The following is a 20,933-nucleotide window of genomic DNA, read 5'->3' as shown; positions in this document are numbered from 1 at the left end:
CCTATGTTAGCCGACGAACCTTGAACGAATCTTAAATGGATGCATTCAGGTTCATTCAAGGTTCGTTTGCTACAATTGCGGTAATAAACAACAAGACAACGAATGCAATGGGAGGTAGCTTCATGCGGATATTAGTCGTTGAAGATGAGGAGCGTTTAGCCGAAGCCTTGTCTCAACTATTAAGAAAGCAAAATTACTCCGTCGATGTCGTTCATAACGGCAGCAATGGGCTGGATTATGCGCTAAGCGGCATTTACGATCTGCTCCTACTCGACATCATGATGCCTGAATTGGACGGGATTAGCGTGCTCAAGAAACTCAGAAGCAAAGGAGTCTCTACTCCGGTCATTTTGTTGACGGCTAAAAGTGATGTGGAGGATAAAGTAAGGGGGCTCGATTACGGTGCGGATGATTATGTCGCGAAGCCTTTTTCAACAGAAGAGCTGCTTGCCCGCATTCGTGCTGCTTTACGGCGCAAGGAAGAAGTGATTCCGGAAGATGGGTTGAAGTTCGGGGATATCGAATTGAATACGGCGCAGCTGAAGCTGACCGTGCAAGGGAAGGAATTGAAGCTGAACCTAAAGGAAAGCGAGCTGCTGGAGCTGCTGCTTTCACGGAAGCAAGCCATAACCTCGAAAGAACAAATTATCGAGAAGCTGTGGGGCTATGATTCCGAGGCAGAGTATAACAATGCGGAAGTGTACATTTCTTTTTTGCGAAAGAAGCTTGTCTTCTTGCAATCGGCAGTGCGGATCAATACCATTAGAGGGTTAGGTTATATTCTAGAGGTGAACGAATAATGTTCAATAAGCTCAAGAGCCGGTTCTTATTGTTGAACCTGGTTATTATTTCGGTCATGATGCTTGTTTCCTTCGCCACGATCTACACGGTTACTTATCAAGATGTGCGGCGTAATATCGATATGGAGCTGCGCAAAATATCGGATTTTTACCGAATGCCCAGAGGTAATTTCGCTGCGCCGCTTCCTGACCAGAACCAGCCCTCTGAGGCGATGCCGGAAGGGTCGCCTAACATGCCGAGGCCGGGAGCCGGAATTGAGCCGCCGGAACGATCCGTCGCTTTTATGATACGAACAGATCGCAATTGGACGATGAAATCCAGCGACTCTTGGTTTACTATCGACAGTGATCTGTACACGTACGCGCTCAAGGAAGCGAAAGACGAATACAAGAATATAGGGCAATTTAAGCTGAAAGGGAACGATTGGGCATTCATCAAACAGCCGGTTGAAGACGGGTATTTACTGGTATTTCTGGATGTAACCGATCGCCAAGGCATTCTAACCAATTTAATTTATACCTTTCTCGTTGTAGGGTTTGTCATGCTCATCGTTATTTACTTTATCAGCCGATTTTTTGCGAACCGCTCCATCGCCCCGGTCAAAGACGCCTTCGAGAAGCAAAAACAATTCATTGCAGACGCATCCCATGAGTTGAAGACGCCGCTCGCCGTCATTCAGACGAACACGGATGTGCTGCTGGCGAACCGTGAGGACACCATCAGCAATCAAGCCAAGTGGCTGCACTATATTAAGCTTGAGACGGAACGCATGGCGAAGCTGACTAACGATCTGCTGTATTTGACCGAAATGGAAAGCGCTCGCACCTCCATGCTTTATGCGCCCTTCAATTTGAGCGAAGCAGTCGAAACGATCCTGCTAACGATGGAAGCCGTTATTTTCGAGAAACAGCTGCAATTGGACTATGACATTGAGCCCAATCTAATGGTGCAGGGCAGCAGCGAACAGATTAAGCAGGTCGTTCTCATATTGCTTGATAATGCCCTCAAGTATACGAATCCGAATGGCTCAATCACCATTTCACTGAAGACGCAGCATCATCATGAAGTTGTTCTTACGGTGTCCAATACAGGGGAAGGTATTGCGCCAGAGCATCTCTCCCGGATTTTCGATCGGTTCTATCGTACCGATGCATCGAGATCGCGCAAGCGAGGCGGCTATGGACTTGGTCTGGCCATCGCAAAATCCATCGTCGAGCAGCACAAAGGAAAGTTGTACGCCAGGAGTACGGTAGGCGAAGCGACGTTATTTTATTTGCAACTCACTAGACTGGATAGTCGCTAAGTAAAAACAAAGGCGCCATGGGGGATCGAACTCGAATCGCCCCCTGACCGCAGCGCTTGACTACTGGTACGCCCGCCTAGAAAATGATTGCCAAAGCTGAACTCATGAAATATACTAATGTAAAATTATGTATCGGCGTGAAGCACATGCCGCTTTGATTCGGAATCTCTTGGGGTTCCGGATCAAGGCGGCATTTTTATTTTCCGGATCGAAGAAGGGAGTACCCATGAGTGCATTTGAGACGAAGATGAGCCAGTGGCTGCACGATCAACTAGCAGTGGAGAAAAATCCGAGAAGACGCCAAATCCTTCAAAAGGAAATTGGGCACGGCACGAAAGAGTTTCTGAGAACGATATGGTATCCAGCCGTAGGGAACTTTAATCATTGCATGCGGAATGGGAAGTTCGGGATTACGCAACCGATATCGTTATCTGGATCTGGCCTATATGCCCGGCGGAACCAAAGGCTGCATCGAAATCCATGGTTACCGGTCTCATGCCAGAGACATCGAATCATGGCGATTCAGGGATTTATGCAAGAAACAGGCGTACCTTGTATTGGGTGACTGGCTGTTCCTGCCTGTTGCGTACTTATCGATCGAGGAAGAACCGAAGGTTATTCAACAGATGGCTTTGTCATTTGTCGGTAAGTTTGTGTCGATAGCAACCCCTCATTCGCTCAGTTGGATTGAGGCAGAGACTTTGCGGTTTGCGCGCGGAATCATTCGGCCTTTTCGCTCAGATGAACTTTCGTTGCACCTGAATCGCTCCACCCGACAGACGAGACGTATATTAGACAAGCTTGTAGAAATGAATGTATTCATGGTTCAAAATGGACAACAGCGTTATCGGACCTACCAAGCGGTCGATTTTGACCGTTAGCACAAAACCAGCGTACATTTGATGTATTTACGGACATCGGTGACCTTTAGATTGAATAACTCACGGTTTTCGATGACAATTCCCTCGCTTACGGACACTAGTGACCCCCAAGGGAGCTCGTATTTCAAAAAACCGTCGCTAACGGTCACGAATGTCCCCCTCAGAAGCCTATACGACGCAGACTACCTTAGTTAGCGGTAGCTTCCGCCAGCGCTGCGCTCCTCCGCTTCGTTCCGACCGCGCGGGACAGCACCCAAGCGGTTCGCCCCCATTGGGGCTACTCCAATTGGGCTGTCCCCGCTCCATTGTTGCAGCCCCCGTCCCCGTCAGGGCTGCCCATACGAAAAACAGCCATCCCGAAGGATGGCTGTTCAATCTAGTATGGAGCCTAGGGGGATCGAACCCCTGACCTCATCGCTGCCAGCGATGCGCTCTCCCAGCTGAGCTAAGGCCCCGCGATAAATCAGTGACAAGCGTTATCTTACCACGAGCCTGAATGCGCTGTCAACGCATTTACAATGCTTAAATCAAAACGGAGCAAACCTAAGCTTGCTCCGCCCTGTCTCCTATCTTAATAATCCGAGCTCAGGGTACCCGAAACTCCTACTTATTACTCTCCGTAATGATATACTCTACGAGCTCATCAAGCGGGACCGTGGCCAGACCGATAGCCGTGTCCGTGCAGCCATAGTAAATATAAAGCAGACCATCCTTCACAACGTTTGCCGTTGGAAATACAACGTTTGGAATAAACAGGCCGAATTTCTCGTAATACTCTTCCGGCTCCATAATAAAGCCCGGCGCACGCGCGACCACTTTTTCCGGATGCTCCAGATCAAGCAGCATCGCGCCAACACGGTAAATATGATCCGGACCTACGCCATGATAAAGCGTCAACCAGCCTTTATCGGTCTTAATCGGCGGCGTGGAGCCTCCGATCTTCTTAAACTCCCATTCCTGCTCTGCTTTCGCAATTAAGATCGGAGCTTCCCAATTCACCATATCCTCGGAATATGAAATCCACATCGCCGGCTTCTCTGTGCCGTATTCTTCGCCGATGTACTCTTCCGGGCGACGTAGTAGCGCGTATTTCCCGCCGATTTTCTCAGGGAACAAAATATTATCGCGATCATTGATATCAAGCGGCGTAGTATCGCATAGGAACTCCCAGTTGATCAGGTCCTTGGAGGTTGCAATGGAGGATCGCGTCAGCCAATCCTCCGGCTTGCCCCAGCCATTCGGGTACTCCGGCTTGGCGTTGTTCGGAAGACCGACGCCCGTCGGATAGTAGCTCATCGAGCAAGGACGCAGCGCATAGTTCATATAGAACGTGTCATCAAACTTCACGACCCGTGGATCTTGAATGCTGCCATAAGGGAAGCCGAACTGCTCCGGGTGAATGACCGGCGTATCCTGCACATGGCGGAAGTTGATGCCGTCGTCACTTTCGAGTAATCCTAAGAAGCATTGGAACGGATCCAGACTGCCCGCCGTCCGTTCTATCATATAGAATTTATCGCCTTCGATAATAACGGCCGGATTAAATACCGTCGCTTTGCGCCAGTCATACAGACCGGGCGTGACGATGGGGTTTGCCGCGCAGCGCGTGATCTTCATCGTGGATCAACCTCTTTCATGATGAGCTGAATGCGAATTAGCTTCTTCCATCATCCATTCGCAAATGTCACCCCACTATATCATGCCGAACACAGGGTGTGAACCGGTTTCGGGCAAGTTCAAACCAAAACAAACCCTATTCAAACATTTTTCCCCCTATTGCACGCCCGATCACACCTGATTGCCCTTCCGGATGGCAGCAACGCTCCCTTGTGTTAAAGTCTAACTCGTTCTCCCTCCATAATGGGATGATCGCTGTCCAGAACGATCGGCTGCTGCTCGAATATCCCGCCTCGAATAGCGGCCGTCGTATCGTTCTCGTCCATCACTTCGATTGGAATGCGCGCCACATAATAAGCATTGCCGAGCGGACCTTGCTTCTCCTCGAAGGTGTAGATATACGCGCCGCCGCTGTCTTCATGAACGGCTGCTTTAGGAACGAGCATTTCGCTGTTCGGATTCCCTTTCGTAATCACCACCTGAACTCGTTCTCCGCCGCGAAGCGACTTCTCCTGAACGGTAAAGACAATCGAATTCGTTGGCATCCCCCCGCTTTTGTCCCCCTCGGATTGAACGGTTCCTTTGATTTCGGCAACACGCCCTGTCAGCACCGCGCTCTCCTTGCCGAGCTTCAATACATCCAGCTTCTCTCCCACTTGCAGCAACTCGCCAACATCAGACGGAACAGGTAATTCGAATCGATACCCCTTCGCCGCATTCGAGATCCGGATATCCGGTGCCCCATCCCCCTTCAAGCCCACCTCGGCGTGAATGTCTGTGACGATTCCATTGAACGGCGCCGTAATCCGGCTGTTCGCTGCGGCGGAAGCTTGAAGCTGCTCTATCGCGAGCTTCTGATCGGCGATATCAAGCTTGGCCGTTTCAATCGCAAGCTTGGCTGCGATCTTGGCCGAAGGATCATCGGAACTGCTGGCCTGGATAAAATTGTGCTGAAGGCCTTCGATCGACATCTCCAGCTTCTTGAGCACGGATTGTCCTGCGGCTATTTGCTGTTTCGCTTCCGTATCGTCGTATTCGACAAGCGTTTGCCCCCTGTGTACGGCCTGATCCTTCTTCACATGTACTCGGGTGACCGTCCAACCAGCCGGGTTCGCGATCTCTCTTTCGTCATAGGGAACTACCGTCGCTGTCCCTTCATAGCTATGTGACAGCTCTCCTTTGCTTGCCTCTATGGCATAGACCTTGGTTAACGACAGCGCTTGGAGCGTATTGCCGGCCAGCGTTAAACCGACTAATCCCACTAGAAACAAACCTGCAATCAGGCGAATGCTGCGTTTTCGAGAACGCAATTTCTCATCTTCCATAAGCTCACTCCTGAACTAACCTTTAATACCCGACAATTGAATGCCTTCAATAAAATAAGACTCCGCATAAAGAAAAAGCAGGATCATCGGCGTCATATACAAGGCGGAAGCGGCGAACCCGATCCCTCTCGCCTCTTGGTCAATTTGGGCGAGATACAAGGACAGCGGCTGTTTCACCGCATCCTGTAGGAAGATCAGCGGCTGCTCGATCATATTCCAATTATCGACGAATAGCAGAACGGTCAGCGCGGCCAATCCGGGCTGAACGAGCGGCAGAATGATACGCGTGAAAATCACCCAATGGCCAGCACCATCCATTTTGGCCGCTTCCACGTAAGCGCCCGGAATATGCGTCATGAATTGACGCATCATGAAAACCCCGAATGCGCCGAAGATGCCCGGCAGAATGATCGCTGGGTCGCTATTCATCAGCCCAAGCTTATTCACAACCAAATAATTCGGCACCAGTGTCACCTGGAAGGGCATAAGCATTGTCATGATATAGATCATGAACAGTTTCTCGCGTCCGGGGAATCGAAGCTTGGCGAAGGCATAAGCCGCAAGCGTCGCTACCGCCGTCTGACCCGCGATGATGGGCACGACAAGCGCTGCGGAATTCCAGAACATATGGAGAAACTTTGGTGCCAGAATGAGCACCCGCGCATACTGAGACCATGACAGCCAATCCGGAATCAGCTTTAAATTGACGAATTGTTGCTGTCCCCCAAGTGCTGTATCCGTCATTTGACCAATGAGATGATAATTCGAACTAATTTCCTGCTCCGTCATCAGCGAATTCGTAAACGTCAGCCCTATCGGAACCAGCATTACGATGGCTGCAGCTGCAAGCAGCATACTTAGCAAGGCTTGCGGGATTCTCGTTAATGTCTTCATGCCTACCTCCCGCTTCATTCCATATACGTTCGGAAACGACGCTCTGCTTGCAGCAGTCCCGTGACCAGCACAACAATACAGCCTACCATCAGTGTCGCAGCAGCCGTTAGCTTCTGGATATCCAGCTCGAAGAACATGTTGTTCATATAGTGCTGCAGCATGTAGATGCGATCATACGGATAATTCCCTGCGAGCAAATAGGTTTCACGGAATATTTTGAACGAATTAATAATCGAAATCAGCACAACGAAGACCATAGTGGGCGTCAAATAAACGAGCGTAATATGGAACAGCTGCCTGAGCCGCCCCGCACCTTCGATCCGCGCCGTCTCGTAGTAATCCTTGGGGATCGATTGAAGACCCGCCAGAAACAAAATCATATCGTAGCCGATGTTTTTCCACATGTACATCATCACAAGCACACTCATCGACCACTTGGACTGCATCCAATCGATTCGCTCGTAGTGGAGGGCATGCAGCCAAGCATTCAGCGTTCCATTCCAATCCAAGAAAATTTGACAGACCAACACAACCGAAGCAACCGGAACAACCAGCGGCAGGACAAAGGCGGTCTGGAGCCAGCTGCGAAGCCGGAACTGCCGGTTCAGCACCAATGCCAGCGCCAAAGAAACCACTATCAAGAGCGGGACACCGATTCCGGTAAAGAGAAGTGTATTGGACACGGCCTTTCGGAAGGAGCCGCTGGCCAGCAGCTCCTTGTAGTTTGCCAAGCCAACGAAATCGCCGCCAAGCGCTTGATCCATGAATGATTCGTAAACCCCGATCACGAAGGGAATGACATAGAATACCGCGAAACCGGCCAGGCTCGGAGCCAAGAATAACACCGCTCTCCAGCCATCACCGTATCGGATCCTCTTCCTTAGCTCCCTATTCATTCAAATACGTGGTCACTTTGTTCTGAATGAGCTTGGCGACATTCTCGGCGGATTTCTGTCCTTTGAAATAAGCTGTCGCGGATTCAATAATGACCTTGCCTACCTCGCCGCCCACCTTGGTGGAGTCGCGCTCGACCGGATGGACTGCTCCGTTCACGTAAGCCTCGAGCTTAGCCAGTTTCGTTTGATCCACCTTGAAGGTTAATCCATGAAGCGGACCTTCCTTATAAGCCTGCACGGTGCCTTCCTTCTTCAATTGCTCGATCTGCTTCGCGAACATCTTCTTATTGATCGGGAATCCCGCTGATGTAGGCGGCGTCGGCACCGCAGCGGACATCATAAATTTCATGAAATCCCACGCTTCCATCTTTACAGCTGAACCGGCGTTAATCGCAACATTGCGATAGGTTTGAAAATAGCCGCCGGCCTTCGTATCCTGTGCGTGCGGTTTCGCATACAAGCTCGAATTCTCCCCGACCTCGCGCAGCGAAACCAGATAATCCCACGGCGAGTTGATTTGGATGTCCTGGAAGTAGGAGGCATTGCGGCCATCGGAATTTATCAATCCGTCATCGAACATGCCCTTGACCTGTTTCATCAGCCCCGTGAAAGTCGAGGAATCGAATGAGGCCTCCTTATCAGCCGTATCGACAAACAAGGAATAATTGTCATTGACCATATTGGCGAGCATATATTCCGGACCTCCATAGACCAATGCCGTTGAATAGCCGCCCTTGGAGGTCATTTGCTTCGAGGTCTGAATAAAGTCGTTCCAAGACCACGTTTTGTCATCGAACGTAACGCCTGTTTGAGCGATCGCGTTGTCATCGCCGGCAAAACCTTTGAGGAAGAAAGCTAGCGGCATGCTGTAAAGTCCTTCGCCAATGCGTACATTATCGAGCACATTGCTGAAGAAATCCGCCTTCTTGAACGACTTATCCGCTTCCATGATCGGGACTAAATCAGCGAGCAAGTGATGGCTGGCATAATTATCGATGGGCAGTATGTCCATTTGGATCAAATCGGCCCCTTTACCCGCCAGCAGCTCCGTGTTCATTGTGGTCACATATTTCTCCATTGCAGCCTCCAGATGAGAGTCATCCACTTCGACATCCTGCAATTTAATCGTGATATTCGGATGCAAGGCTTCGTATTTCTTCTTGGCTTCCTTGAATCGATCGTCAGGGAAGAAGGTGGAGAATACGATTGTTTTCTTGCCGTTGTCGGTTCCAATGCCATTCTCCGGTTCTCCGGCACCAGCATTCCCCGGATCTTGAACCGTGCCGCCGGGCTGATCGTCTGTGAGTGGCTGGGATTGATTCGATGCAGATGCATTCCCTTCGCCGGTGCCAGCCGATTTCAAACCGTTGTTCGTGCCGCTGCACGCAGTCAAATTGAAGAGAAGCAGCAGACCGGCGAGCGCGTAGATTCCTTTTTTCATTGCAAAATTCCCCTTTCCGTATATAGCAAGACCAATATAACTGCTCGTTCGACGACTTCTATACTTTAAGCCATCGATGTCACCGGCACTTCCTCAACTTGTAAACAAGTTGTCACGAGGATGGAGGCCAACGCCAAAAAAAGCATCTTGTCTCTGGCACCTGCACCCCTCACGGATGCGTCCCTTCAACAAGATGCTTCATAATTTCGCTCTTCACTGGAATTGTATGATTAAAGGGCCGCTGTCTTGCGGTTCGACTGCAGGAGCTGCTTGTGATGACGATGTTTCATACGGCTTGCGCCCCGTTACGAGCAGTCGGCTCCCATCCGGACTCCAACCCATATCCGTCGGCACAAGACCGCGATAGATCGTCTGTTCCTGCAAGACGTTATTACCTTGCAGCTTCGCTGCTTTGATTGCGACCTGATCTGTCGTGAATGCGATCCATTTGCGATCGTTCGACAGGGCGAAGCTCCCGACACGGTCATGCAGCACATTGATTTCAGCATTCCGCAGATCATACACAAACAGCGTATCGTCCGTGCCGACGAATGCCACTTGATTGTCGTCCAGCCAAGCCGGCCGCGTATCGTAACTGATCCTGTGCTCATAGCTCCGTTCAAAGTGATCGCCTTGCCAAGAACCGATTAAGAGCCCGGTAGACCCGTTCTCAACCTTCATGATGCAGACATTCCGACCGTCGTCAGACATCTTGACCGATTGGATGCTGTAAGAACGATTCCACTCCGGAATCGAATAACGTTTCTGCGTGCCAAGCTTCGTGTCATAGACGCCGATATAATCGCCGCTTTCATCCGTACCAACATAGGAGACATAGTTGTCAGTCCCCGACCACATCAGCCGTCCTGTCCCAAGCCGTGAGAACTGCACGGTCTGAACCAGCTTCTTCCGATAATCAGCTAATGAGATGATCCAGAGGGACAAACCCTCCCTCGTCGATGAATACCCGGAAACATAGCCGCCATCAGGAGATATTTCATCAGCCTGTATCGATGCGTCCGTAAGCACGGGCAGCTTGTTCGATTCGGAGTAAGGCGGGGCAAAACGTTGATGCGCCAGCCCAATTGTAGTGATATGGTCAAGGGTATGAGGACCGCTCCAACCGTAAATCCCTTTCTGACCGGATAACGGGAGTCGGTAGATCGTCTTCACCTCGAACGGCTGGCTTTCTGGTAAGCCGGTATCCTCTTCCGCCGAATCCGGAATCGTAATCGTTTCCGATTTGAGACCGCCCATACAGCCTGTCAGAAGCGCAGCAAGCAAGAAGAACGCAAGGAAGATCGCATTAATCCGTATGTTCATTCCGGTGCGCCCTCCTCTCTTAGATAGGGTAACTCTACATAAACGGCCGTTTCTCCAATTTTGCTGATCATGTCAATGCTTCCGCCTATCTCGTGGACAATAGACTGAGCAATGCTGAGGCCTAGCCCAACGCTGCCGGCTTCCTTCTGTTTGCCGTCCCCATCCGCAAGGAAGAACGGCTCGAAGATGCGCGCCAGTTGTTCCGCGGCAATCGGCTCTCCTTGATTCACGATAGCGAGACGTATGATCCCTGTAGCGTCCATCACGGCGGTTATGCGAATCTCCGAATGCGCGAAACTGTATTTGATCGCATTATCGAGCAAGTTAATGATCAACCGGCGCAGCTTGTCCGGCTGAGCCAGCACATAAAGGCCTTCCCCGGCTTCTAAGGCAATTGTTTTCTTGTATCGCTGCGCCTTAAAAGTCATCGCTTCGCAGACATCGCGCAGTATGAAGCTGACATCTACGCGTACCCGATCCTGCCAGCCCTCTCTATCTTCCGAAACCTCCAGCAGCGAAAGCACCATGCTATGCAGCCGCTGACTCTCCTCGACAATATGATTCATCCCTTTGTGAAAGAAAGCTTGATCGCTCTCGCCATTTTCCCGAATCAATTCCGCATAGCCCAGGATGGAAGTAAGCGGCGTTTTCAGCTCATGGGTCACCTTATCGAAGAACTGCTTCCGCTCCGAATTCAGCGATTCCAGTCGATCGCGGTCTCGTCCGATTCGCTCGATTTGGCTGCTGATTCGTCCGATCATCGCGTTGAAATTGCCGGCAAGTAACCCGATTTCGTCTCTGCGCTTAATCGCCAGCCGAATAGCCAAATTCCCGTTTTTCACTTCTTCAGAAACTTTGGCCATCTTAACCAACGGAATCGTGATATGCCTCGACAGCAAGTATGAGAATAAGAACGCAGCGGCGAAGATGGCGAGCGCAAAGTAGAAGATCGCATCCAATATGCGGCCGCTCTGCTCGTATAGCAAGTTGAAGGATTTGGCATATCGCAGAATGCCCACCTTTACGCCGTCTATCATAACGGGATAGGCATATACGACGGATGCGGTGCCCTTATCATAAGAAATCGTATAGGCTGTCGCGCCGCGCAAAGCTTGTTTGAGATCATCCGTCGATGCGCCTGTAAAAGCGATCGGGTTGGTCGAATGCAGCAATACACCGTCAACTGTATATGCGCTCACTTCGCTTGAGGTTGCGTAGTGCAAATCACTTGCGATCTCCTCGGCAATTTGCCCGAAATAGAGATCATTGTTCGAAAAATGATTAATTAAGAAAGCCTGACGCACATAGCCGTTACTGTTTTTCTTTAGTCCAATCAAATCCTCGGTAATAATATTGCGATTACTGGTCTGGATGATTTGGGTGACGGTCTGATTAATGAGCACGAACGCGATGCAGAAAATAAGAAAGAAACCGACAATGAACTTAGCACGGATAGAACGGAACATCTACGTCGTCCCTTTCTCAAATTTATAGCCAATGCCGAACACGGTCGTTATGTATTCATTCGCGTCCAGCTTCTTCCGCAGCCGCTGAATATGGTTGTCGACCGTTCTCGTTTCTCCCGCATACTCATAACCCCAAACCAATTCCAGCAGCTCTTCGCGCGAGAATATCCGTCCTCGATTGCTGCACAGCTTAATCAGCAAGTCGAATTCCTTCGGCGTTAGGTCGATGAGCTCTTCACCCTTTCGGACGATTCGTTCATTCTTTACAATAACGACATCGTGAAACCGAAGCGGCCGCTCCTCTGCATCTTCCGATCGATTCGCATTCGCAAAACGGCGAAGAATGGTACGGATGCGTGCGATGACTTCTCGCAGATCAAACGGTTTCGTAATATAATCGTCGGCTCCGAATTCCAAACCCAGAATTTTGTCCGTAATATCGGATTTTGCCGTAATCATCACGATCGGAATATTGGATTCTGCTGTGACGCGTTTACATATATCAAGTCCGCTCTGATCCGGAAGCATCCAATCCAGCAGAAGCAGATCGGGGTTGAATTCCCTCAGCGCCTCAATGCCTTCCGCACCGTTTGGGGCGATTCTGGTCAGGAAGCCTTCTCTCGTTAATCCGTATGCGAGCAGATCGGCAATCGCCGTCTCGTCTTCGATGATGAGAATTTTCGTTTTATCCAAGCTTGGCAGCCTCCTTCCTCGATATTCACCTTATTATAGATGTAACCCTTATTCATCCGTTCTGTCAAACGATGAGCTCTGCTCCTTCTGCCTATTACCCCTATTGACCAATGAAAAAAAGCACCCTCTCGGGTGCACAAACGAAGCAAATCAACCATAAGAAGATTCCATCTCTTCCATTGCCCTGCGCATCATCAGGACGTGCTTCCATTCTTCGCTTTGCGATTCATGCAGCTCTGCTATGGCTCTCTTCAACTCCGCATGTTCGTAACGGGAGAAATAGCGCTTAAGCTGTTTCGAGGTCTCGAGCAGCATGGCCAGCACCGCCGTTTCCTTGGAAACCGGACCCTCGGCCAGCAGCTCGGCCCGAAGTCGCCGGATGATGCACTCCTTGTGTTCGGAGGTGGTGATATAACGCCGATATGGAAAGATATAGAGGAATTTCTTCTTCTTTATCGTAAGTGCCTCTTCATCGAACAACGATTCCGTAAGCGGTCCGAACATCGCGCGACGAGATTTGACGTACGAGTAGAAATAAATAATCCAGCCCTTTAATTTCTTAGGTTTACGCGCATTGCGGATCAGTTCCTCCAACTGGATGGAGCAGCTATCCGACTGACCTGTTGATTCGTTATCCATCACAAGCAGATACCCCTTAGGATCCACCGAAAGCCGATCCTTCATAATCAGCTCCATGATGGCAGCACCTACCACGTATATCTCCAGATAGCTTCGGCTTAGGCCATACATGCCGCGTGCAGGGACATCAGCGGCTGCGATAGCAAACTGCTCTGCAAGTCCATATTCACGGTTCACCCAATCCCCTCCCTCATATTACATCCTATTCACGCCACGAACTTGGGATAAAAAAACCTGCAAATCACGACGATCGCGGATGCAGGTTTCTAATGCTCGTCCAAGCTGCCTTAATTCAAAGGATGCTTGTTCAGCAGGCTATTCAATTCCTTCATAAACATGTCGATATCCTTGAATTGGCGATAGACCGACGCGAATCGCACATAAGCCACTTCGTCAACCGGATACAGCTGCGACATGACAAGCTCGCCGATTTCGCGGCTCTCCACCTCAGCTTGAGCTGTCGTGCGAAGCTCCTTCTCCGCTTCGGACACGATAATTTCCAGCTGATCTACGGATACGGGACGTTTCTCGCATGCACGGATAAGTCCGCGCAAAATTTTGTCGCGGCTGAACTCTTCCCGGCTGCCGTCTTTCTTAATGACGATCAAGGGCGTTTCTTCCACCATCTCAAAGGTCGTGAACCGCCGCGTGCATTTCTCGCATTCACGGCGACGGCGTATCGATTTATTTTCGTTAGCGGGTCTGGAATCGAGCACTTTCGTCCCAGCATAATCGCAATACGGACATTTCATCGTCTAAAGCTCCTCCGTCTACATCCATAGTGAATACGAAATAGCACACTATTTATCGTTTCCCAATCGTTACCTGTAATGAAAAATGGTCTAACGCACATAATACAGTTACCAACCGCAAGGAGGTGAACGACAAATGGCCAACAACGGTAGCAGTCAACTCGTTGTACCACAAGCAGGTGCTGCATTAGACCAAATGAAATATGAGGTCGCACAAGAGCTGGGTATCTCCCTTCCACAAGATGGATACTACGGTAACATCACAACGAAGGATGCCGGTTCCATCGGGGGTAGCATTACCCGTAAACTAGTGCAAATCGCCGAACAATCTCTTGCAGGTCGATAATCGAAGATAGTACATTTCAAAGCTTTGGCTGGTTGCCTGTGGGCGGCCGGCCAAAGTTATTTTATTAGCTTTGCAATAAATCCGGATAAAGCGCCTTGTACTTATTATAATAATAAATGACCCGCTGTATATAGTGTCTTGTTTCCCCGAAAGGCACCCGATCCACGGTTTCCAGCTTCCCATCCCATGTTCCGTCAGCAAGCCATCGGCTCACGTTGCCGGGTCCCGCATTGTATGCAGCGATCACAGTATACATATTGCCATCGAACTGCTGATTTAATGCATTCAAATACCAAGCCCCGATTTCAATGCTCACATCTGCCCGATTCGAGATCGCTTCGGTCGATATTTTCCCAAAGCCGCCCTTCTGAATAATCCAGTTTGCTGTGTCCGGCATCAGCTGCATAACGCCAATAGCGCCTTTACGCGATACAACCCCAGTCTTATAATTGGTTTCTACTCTTATAATGGCGGCCACCAAATGTGGTTCCAGCTTATAATTATTCGCACTGATGACGATATCCTCTCGGAAATGGACAGGATACATCCAGTGGCTCATCCACTCCGATCGGACAAACAGCAGTACGACAAATGCTAACGTGATAATCAAAATAACTCTTCTTCGTAATTTTCTCATCGTCATCGCTGTAATCCCTGCCCACGCCAAAACTGGTCCACTTGCTGCGCCGTTTCGGCAATCGTTCCACTGTTGTCAATGACGATGTCCGCAAGACGCCGTTTCTCTTCGATATCCATTTGCAGCGCCGTGCGCTCCTCCGCCTGTTCCCTGGTTAGCGAATTACGCTGCATCAGCCGCTCGATCTGAATCTCCCTTGGTACATATACGACCATCACAGCCTCATACAACGAAGCTTGTCCGGTTTCATATAATAAAGGAATATCGGCTACAATCAATTGATTCGGATCTTCCGCCGCATAGGCGTTGATTCGCTCCCACATTCGCTCGCGAATGGCAGGGTGCAGAATGCCTTCGAGCTTCGTCAACTTCTCGCGATTGCCGAATACGACCTTGCCCACTTCAGCACGATTCATCGTGCCGTCTTCATTCAAGACCGCTTGTCCGAATTCAGCAACGATCGCTGCCAGCGCCGGCTCGCCGGGGAGTACGACCTCCCGGGCGACCTGGTCGGCATCGATCAGCTTGGCGCCATGCGACACAAGCATGGCGCTGACGGTGCTTTTTCCACAAGCGATGCCGCCGGTTAATCCCAGTATCACTACGTTCACCTCAAATTCTGTCCTACACCTACATTAAACGCATAACGCCCATTACAATCAGCATAATACCGGGCAGCACCGACAACGCACGCATACCGCGCCAGGCTGCGAAACGGAAACCCAGCCGCATACCTGCAAGCAGGAAGATTCCGCTCGCCCCGGAAATGACCACCGCAGTGAGCAGTGGATTAAAGCCTACCATCGCTGCGCCAAGTCCCGCTCCGAAGCTATCGAGCGACAATGCGAATCCGAGCAGCACGGCCTCGGATGCGGAAATAATTCCGGATCGGTCGACGTCGGCCATCTGCGGCGTCCGTAAAATTTGAATGACAATGCCTAATCGCTTCAATTCGAGAATCACGATCGTGGATGCCGCCATCCGAATGTTGCCTGAAGCCATTATAGCGCCGGTACCATCAGTCCCGCCATTCTCGGCGGAACCGGATGAAGAGGCGTCCTCGGCATCCTCCGAGTCCCCTTCCGTTCTGCGCTTCCAATACTGGACCAGCGCCCAAACGCCGATCAGCATCAACAGAATCGCACCAATCCATTTGGCCACATCCGGCGACATGTATCCGGTAAGCAGCGCGCCAATCTGCATGGACAGCCAGACGACCAACCCGGAGCAAAAGGCAATAATGACAATCGACGGCACCGGAATTCGAATGCGCCGAAGTCCGTACGTAACGCCTACGCCGAATCCATCCAAGCTAACGGCAAAAGCAAGCAGCAGCAATGATGCAGCATGAATGAGCAACTTGATGTCCCTCCCATGATGACGAAAGCGCAGGTTCTGTGCATTCGCCCAGAAAACATGAATGGTACATCATATGCACGCTGCCCAGAGTCGTTCCTTATTTAGACGACGGCTTGGCTGCGTTACTGCCCCGCTTCTTCGGGAATGGCTGGCATTTAAGACAAATATGTGTGCCTCTGCCGCCAACGACGGTCTTATCTATGCTTGCACCGCACTTGCGGCAAGGCTCGTTCTTGCGGCCGTAGATGAGCAGCTCGTGCTGGAACATCCCCATTTCGCCTTGGCCGTTAACATAGGACTTAATCGACGATCCGCCTGCATCGACTGCTCGCGATAGCGTCGCTCGAATCGCTTCATGAAGCTTCGTCCATTCTGCCGGTCTAATGGAATCCGCTGTGCGCTCGGGGTGAATGCCAGCCGTAAAGAGCGCTTCGTCCACATAAATATTGCCGAGTCCGACGATATATTCCTGGTTCAGCAGAAGCGGCTTGATCTTCGTCGTACGATGAGCAACTTCTTTCTTGAAGGCTTGCAATGTGAATTCTTCGTTTAACGGTTCAATGCCTAATTTGTTAAGCGGGGGAAGGACTAAGTCCTCGCCCGGCGCAAACAAATGCATCGTGCCGAATTGCCGTACATCTTTATAGCGCAGCTCCGTACCATCTTCGAAATGAAAACGAACATGAGTATGAAGCTCCACCGGTTCATCTGCTTCGTAAACGCCATAACGGCCTTCCATGCGAAGATGCGATACCAGTACAAGGCCATCCAGCAGAATTCGCAGAAATTTACCTCGGCGTTCCACGGATTCGATGGTATGACCCGCAAGTGCAGCAGCAAATATCTCCGGCTCATGTGGTCGTTGTATAATACGCGGAAGCGACACGGTTACCCGCTCGATCCGTTTTCCCCTAATTAACTCGTTCAACGTTCGCCGAACGGTTTCAACCTCAGGTAGTTCCGGCATTGCAAATTCCCTCCCAAGCCATGGTTCAGACCTCATTATACCTCAGCAAGGCCAAATCTCCTAGCCGTCTGCCCCACTTGAAAGCCATCTATTCACGGAACCGCAATTCCGTACAAAAAGAAGCCTTCCACGCTGATACCAACAGCAAATTGAAGGCGTCTTCGAGTTCATTCGATCGCATCATTCGAGATCTTCTAATGGTGCTAGCCAATAGCATTGACATTAAACGCTCTCTATTCTTTCAATTGGGAAATAAAGTGCCAGTTCTCCTTGATTAGCTTTAGGATTGTAGAATTCTTGAACGGCTCCGGCGAGTTTGTAGGCATGAGCCGGCATATACTCCGAAAGCATGCGATGGAACGTTTCGTTATAAGTATCTTGTGTGCAGCTAACTACAGCATATTTATAAGCAGGTATGACCCACTTGGTCCATCCGCTTGGCGCAATTGCATGATCTGCAACTTCGCATCCCGCTAAATACTTGCCCTCATCTTGCCAGCGTTCAAAGTGTTCATCAACATCACTCATAGCGCCCCAAATTCCAACGATATTTCCATCGCTATCTACCTTCGCAAGGCTGCTTATTTCATGAAAATTACGGTCGGCTTCTTGCCACAAAGGCGCGATCCATGCCGTTCCTACATTTGCAGGGCCCTGTCCCACTTTGCCAATTACCGCAAATGATTGTTTCTCCATGATTTCGACCACGTTTTCCCCTCCGGTATTCGCAATAAAACTACCTATCAAACGAACATATGTTCTAGTTATATTTTACCAGCTTCCATCCCGGAAAACAAGATTGCAAATAAAGAAAAGCTCCAGAACGTCCCCGCCGCACTATGCGGCAGAACGTACTAAAGCTTTCTAATCATCATTTTCTATTGCTGCGAATCTCTATTTCGCTTCATACCAGTTATCGCCGAAGCTCACGTCTGCTTTAAGCGGTACATCCAGCTTCAGCGCGCCTTCCATAACCTCCGGTACGAGTGTCTTCATCAGTTCCAGCTCTTCGGCCGGCACTTCGAAGACGAGCTCATCGTGTACCTGCAGCAGCATGCGGCTGCGGAGTCCGCGATCGCGAATCTCCTTGTCCATGTTCACCATCGCCAGCTTGATGATATCCGCCGCAGTACCTTGAATCGGCGTGTTCATCGCTGTCCGTTCGGCGAACGAACGAAGGTTGAAATTCGACGCTTTAATTTCCGGCAAATAACGGCGGCGCTCCAGCAGCGTCGTCACAAAGCCATCGGCGCGGGCTTGGGCCACGATATTGTCCATGTATGCCCGAACTCCCTGGAATACTTCAAAATATTGCTCGATAAACTTCGCTGCATCTTTCCGCGCAATGTTAAGGTTGTTCGACAGACCGAAGTCGCTGATGCCGTACACGATCCCGAAGTTAACCGCTTTGGCTTGGCGACGCATATTCGCATCGACTTGGTCCGCAGTAACGCCGAAGACGTCCATCGCTGTTTTGGTATGAATATCGGTATCCTCGATAAAGGCAGTCTTCATCTTCTCATCGCCGGAAATATGCGCCAGAACGCGTAATTCGATCTGCGAATAGTCGGCTGCGAGAATCGTCCAACCCGGCTCTGACGGCACGAACGCTTTGCGGATACGGCGCCCTTCCTCCAACCGGATCGGAATGTTCTGCAGGTTCGGGAATTGGCTCGATAGACGTCCGGTGGCAGCAATCGTTTGACGGTAGAAGGTATGCACCTTGCCCGTATCGCGGCGAATCTCCTTCAGCAGACCTTCTACGTACGTGGATTGCAGCTTGGCCAACTGGCGGTAAAGCAAAATGAGCTTCACGATCTCATGGTAAGGCTCGAGCTTCTCCAGCACTTCCGCATCGGTCGAATAACCTGTTTTCGTTTTCTTCCAAGCGGGAAGGCCCAGCTTCTCGAAGAGCACCTCTCCCAGCTGCTTCGGCGAGTTGATGTTGAACTCCATTCCGGCATGCATGTAGATGTCGCTCATGTATTGCGAGATGTTCTTCTCGAGCTCAGCGCCGAGATCCTCAAGCACCGAGGCGTTCACCTTAATGCCTTGCTTCTCCATGCCGGCGAGAACAACAGCCAGCGGCTGCTCCAGCTCATAGCAAAGCTTGCTCATATGGCCGGTTTCCAGCTCTTCGGTCAGCATCGGAACAAGTCTGCGGACGGCATCTGCCTTGGCAGCCAGATGGCCAGCGAGTACTTCCGAAGCCGGCACTTGGAACTTCGCGCCTTTGCCATAAACGGATTCGTCCGTTTGAATGGATGCAAGCCCATGACGCTGAATGAGCGCAGCTAACGTTTGGCTCGATTCGGTTGGATCCAGCAGATAGGCGGCAAGCAGCGCATCGAAGGTTGTCCCGCGCAGCTCAATGCCGAGCCAGGAAAGGACAAGCTCTGCCTTATGCAGATCGTAGCCCTTCTTTGGTGCTTGCTCATCCTGGAGCCATTTGCGCACAGGAGCCGATATTTTCGCATCCATCAGCTCGTCGTAAGTAACGACGACGACGCGTTCGCCGCTAGTCACAGCTAGTCCGATGAATCGTGCTTGATGCGGATTGTCGCCAATCGCTTCAATATAGAAGCTTTCAGAAGTCGCAAGCAGTTCCGTGAGAGCACCTGCTGTCAGCTCGCTCGCGGTCACAACCTCATAGGTTGCTATTGCGAGCGCATTAGCGTCGGCTCCGCCTGCTTCAGGAAGCTGCAGCCGCTCGATCAGCGACTTGAACTCCAGCTTGCGGAACATGTCGCCAAGCGTTACTTCGTCATATCCGTTATATACAAGCTCATCCGCTTTGTTCTCAAGCGGCACCTCGCGGTAGATCGTAGCGAGCTTCTTGCTCATAATCGCACTTTCCTGATGCTCTTCCACCTTTTCCTTCATCTTGCCTTTAATTTCGCTCGTATTGGCAAGCACGCCTTCAACGCTGCCGAATTCGTGCAGCAGCTTCAGTGCGGTTTTCTCCCCGACACCCGGAATGCCCGGGATGTTATCGGATGTATCGCCCATCAGACCTTTAAGGTCGATAATTTGCAGCGGCGTTAAACCATATCGTTCTTGGATGCCGGCTGGATCGTAGCGTTCCACGTCCGTAACTCCTTTGCGCGTTAGCGCAATGGTGACATGGTCCGAAGCCAGCTGCAGCATATCCTTGTCGCCCGATACGACGACGGTTTCAACCCCGCCCTCATCTGCTAATCGGCTGAGCGTCCCGATAATATCATCTGCCTCATAGCCCGGCAGCTCGTATTGCGCAATCCCGAATGAGCGCAGCAGCTCCTTGAGCACAGGGAATTGCTCGGACAGCTCGGACGGCGTTTTCTCCCGGCCGCCTTTGTATTCCGCATATCCCTCATGACGAAACGTGGTCTTGCCCGCATCGAAAGCAACAAGCATATGCGTCGGCTTCTCTTCCTCCAGCAGCTTCAGCAGCATGGTTGTAAAACCGTACACCGCATTCGTATGCAGCCCCGACGAATTCGTAAGCGGCGGCATCGCGAAGAATGCTCTATAAATGATACTGTTCCCATCAATCAATACCCATTTATCCATCCGACAAGCACACCTCACCTTATTATTCCTAGTGCTTATCA

General features: G+C 50.7%; 20 protein-coding genes and 1 tRNA gene. 4 read left to right on the top strand and 17 right to left on the bottom strand.

Annotation, left to right across the window (positions count from 1 at the left end):
• Positions 1–122: 122 nt before the first annotated feature.
• From BM412_RS04060 to BM412_RS04050, 3 genes are all read left to right on the top strand, one after another.
• Positions 123–800: a response regulator transcription factor gene (locus BM412_RS04060; RefSeq protein ID WP_091214265.1), complete on the top strand. Its 678-nt coding sequence runs from the start codon at positions 123–125 to the stop codon at positions 798–800.
• On the top strand, positions 800–2,104 hold the full coding sequence (locus BM412_RS04055) for a sensor histidine kinase (RefSeq protein ID WP_091214262.1): 1,305 nt from the start codon (positions 800–802) through the stop codon (positions 2,102–2,104). The genes BM412_RS04060 and BM412_RS04055 overlap by 1 nt, the downstream gene beginning before the upstream one ends.
• A gap of 395 nt (positions 2,105–2,499) precedes the next feature.
• The gene (locus BM412_RS04050) at positions 2,500–2,985 is read left to right on the top strand and encodes a hypothetical protein (RefSeq protein ID WP_371264711.1); all 486 of its coding nucleotides are present in this window, start codon (positions 2,500–2,502) and stop codon (positions 2,983–2,985) included.
• 382 nt (positions 2,986–3,367) lie between these two features.
• On the opposite strand, the gene BM412_RS04045 is transcribed toward BM412_RS04050, so the two are convergent.
• The 11 genes from BM412_RS04045 to nrdR form a co-directional block, all read right to left on the bottom strand.
• A tRNA-Ala gene (locus BM412_RS04045) sits at positions 3,368–3,440 on the bottom strand.
• A 148-nt stretch (positions 3,441–3,588) separates the two neighbouring features.
• The gene (locus tag BM412_RS04040) at positions 3,589–4,602 is read right to left on the bottom strand and encodes a glycoside hydrolase family 130 protein (RefSeq protein WP_091214260.1); all 1,014 of its coding nucleotides are present in this window, start codon (positions 4,600–4,602) and stop codon (positions 3,589–3,591) included.
• Between the two features lie 215 nt (positions 4,603–4,817).
• The gene (locus BM412_RS04035; RefSeq protein ID WP_091214257.1) at positions 4,818–5,927 is read right to left on the bottom strand and encodes an efflux RND transporter periplasmic adaptor subunit; all 1,110 of its coding nucleotides are present in this window, start codon (positions 5,925–5,927) and stop codon (positions 4,818–4,820) included.
• A 15-nt stretch (positions 5,928–5,942) separates the two neighbouring features.
• Complete coding sequence (locus BM412_RS04030; RefSeq protein WP_091214254.1) at positions 5,943–6,821, bottom strand: carbohydrate ABC transporter permease; 879 nt, start codon at positions 6,819–6,821, stop codon at positions 5,943–5,945.
• Positions 6,822–6,835: 14 nt separating this feature from the next.
• A complete protein-coding gene (locus BM412_RS04025) occupies positions 6,836–7,717 on the bottom strand; it encodes a carbohydrate ABC transporter permease (protein ID WP_091214252.1) in 882 nt (293 codons plus the stop codon).
• The gene (locus BM412_RS04020; protein WP_091214249.1) at positions 7,710–9,158 is read right to left on the bottom strand and encodes an ABC transporter substrate-binding protein; all 1,449 of its coding nucleotides are present in this window, start codon (positions 9,156–9,158) and stop codon (positions 7,710–7,712) included. Before BM412_RS04020 ends, BM412_RS04025 begins: the two co-directional genes overlap by 8 nt.
• A 213-nt stretch (positions 9,159–9,371) precedes the next feature.
• On the bottom strand, positions 9,372–10,481 hold the full coding sequence (locus tag BM412_RS04015; RefSeq protein WP_091214247.1) for a WD40 repeat domain-containing protein: 1,110 nt from the start codon (positions 10,479–10,481) through the stop codon (positions 9,372–9,374).
• Complete coding sequence (locus tag BM412_RS04010) at positions 10,478–11,947, bottom strand: sensor histidine kinase (RefSeq protein WP_091214244.1); 1,470 nt, start codon at positions 11,945–11,947, stop codon at positions 10,478–10,480. Before BM412_RS04010 ends, BM412_RS04015 begins: the two co-directional genes overlap by 4 nt.
• Positions 11,948–12,640 carry a response regulator transcription factor gene (locus tag BM412_RS04005; RefSeq protein ID WP_091214242.1) on the bottom strand — a complete coding sequence of 231 codons (693 nt, stop codon included), beginning with the start codon at positions 12,638–12,640 and terminating at the stop codon, positions 11,948–11,950.
• Between the two features lie 150 nt (positions 12,641–12,790).
• Positions 12,791–13,456 (bottom strand): GOLPH3/VPS74 family protein, encoded by a 666-nt coding sequence (locus BM412_RS04000; RefSeq protein WP_091214239.1) that lies wholly within the window; start codon positions 13,454–13,456, stop codon positions 12,791–12,793.
• A 110-nt stretch (positions 13,457–13,566) separates the two neighbouring features.
• Entirely contained in the window at positions 13,567–14,031 is a 465-nt protein-coding gene (gene nrdR / locus BM412_RS03995) for a transcriptional regulator NrdR (protein WP_091214235.1), read from the bottom strand.
• A gap of 136 nt (positions 14,032–14,167) precedes the next feature.
• Here nrdR and BM412_RS03990 point away from each other — a divergent pair, with 136 nt between their 5' ends.
• Positions 14,168–14,377: an alpha/beta-type small acid-soluble spore protein gene (locus BM412_RS03990; protein ID WP_091214233.1), complete on the top strand. Its 210-nt coding sequence runs from the start codon at positions 14,168–14,170 to the stop codon at positions 14,375–14,377.
• Between the two features lie 64 nt (positions 14,378–14,441).
• On the opposite strand, the gene BM412_RS03985 is transcribed toward BM412_RS03990, so the two are convergent.
• From BM412_RS03985 to polA, 6 genes are all read right to left on the bottom strand, one after another.
• The gene (locus tag BM412_RS03985; RefSeq protein WP_371264710.1) at positions 14,442–14,987 is read right to left on the bottom strand and encodes a lytic transglycosylase domain-containing protein; all 546 of its coding nucleotides are present in this window, start codon (positions 14,985–14,987) and stop codon (positions 14,442–14,444) included.
• A 29-nt stretch (positions 14,988–15,016) separates the two neighbouring features.
• A complete protein-coding gene (gene coaE / locus BM412_RS03980; protein ID WP_091214230.1) occupies positions 15,017–15,616 on the bottom strand; it encodes a dephospho-CoA kinase in 600 nt (199 codons plus the stop codon).
• 28 nt (positions 15,617–15,644) lie between these two features.
• Positions 15,645–16,373, bottom strand: coding sequence for an MntP/YtaF family protein (locus BM412_RS03975; protein WP_091214229.1), 729 nt, complete (start codon positions 16,371–16,373; stop codon positions 15,645–15,647).
• A gap of 97 nt (positions 16,374–16,470) precedes the next feature.
• Positions 16,471–17,340: a DNA-formamidopyrimidine glycosylase gene (gene mutM / locus BM412_RS03970; protein ID WP_091214226.1), complete on the bottom strand. Its 870-nt coding sequence runs from the start codon at positions 17,338–17,340 to the stop codon at positions 16,471–16,473.
• Positions 17,341–17,562: 222 nt separating this feature from the next.
• Positions 17,563–18,048: a GyrI-like domain-containing protein gene (locus tag BM412_RS03965; RefSeq protein WP_256256107.1), complete on the bottom strand. Its 486-nt coding sequence runs from the start codon at positions 18,046–18,048 to the stop codon at positions 17,563–17,565.
• A 186-nt stretch (positions 18,049–18,234) separates the two neighbouring features.
• Positions 18,235–20,892, bottom strand: coding sequence for a DNA polymerase I (gene polA, locus BM412_RS03960; protein ID WP_091214223.1), 2,658 nt, complete (start codon positions 20,890–20,892; stop codon positions 18,235–18,237).
• Between the last annotated feature and the right edge of the window lie 41 nt (positions 20,893–20,933).

This window comes from Paenibacillus sp. BC26, assembly GCF_900116125.1.
GTDB lineage: Bacteria > Bacillota > Bacilli > Paenibacillales > Paenibacillaceae > Paenibacillus_Z > Paenibacillus_Z lignilyticus.
Note: the sequence above shows the minus strand (reverse complement) of the source record. Positions and strands in the feature narration are given on the sequence as shown.